Source organism: Frankia sp. AgPm24, assembly GCF_023243055.1.
Taxonomy (GTDB): Bacteria; Actinomycetota; Actinomycetes; order Frankiales; family Frankiaceae; genus Frankia; species Frankia umida.
This window is the reverse complement of record NZ_JALKFW010000105.1, coordinates 1-368: the sequence shown is the minus strand read 5'-3', so window position 1 is coordinate 368 and position 368 is coordinate 1. Positions and strand designations below refer to the sequence as shown.

Annotated in this window: 1 protein-coding gene; it reads right to left on the bottom strand. The window is 68.5% G+C overall.

Annotation, left to right across the window (positions count from 1 at the left end; all coding sequences use genetic code 11):
- On the bottom strand, positions 1–305 hold a 305-nt coding region (locus tag MXD61_RS28690; protein ID WP_374628485.1), incomplete at its 3' end, for a hypothetical protein.
- Positions 306–368 lie beyond the last annotated feature (63 nt).

Genomic DNA, 368 nt, shown 5'->3' with positions numbered 1-368 from the left:
CCAGCGATCATCGAGACCGAGGAGGCGCTACCCACGAACCAAGCAGCCTGATGTCTCACCGGGATTGACAGGCTCCGCTCCGGCGCCTGTGTCTCCGGTGTGACCCACTGGTCGCCGAGCCGGCGGGCGTGGCCCGGTCCGGCGAGGGAGTCCCACAGGACGGGGGTGTCGCCCATTGCGATGGGAGCACCACCGGCGTCGGTGACGAGCCGGGTTGTGCTGGCGCCGGTGCGGTGCACAGCGTCCAGACGCCCGAGGTCATCCCAGCCGTAGGTGACAGTGCGGCCGTCACGGAGCCTGTCAATCCCGGTGAGACATCAGGCTGCTTGGTTCGTGGGTAGCGCCTCCTCGGTCTCGATGATCGCTGG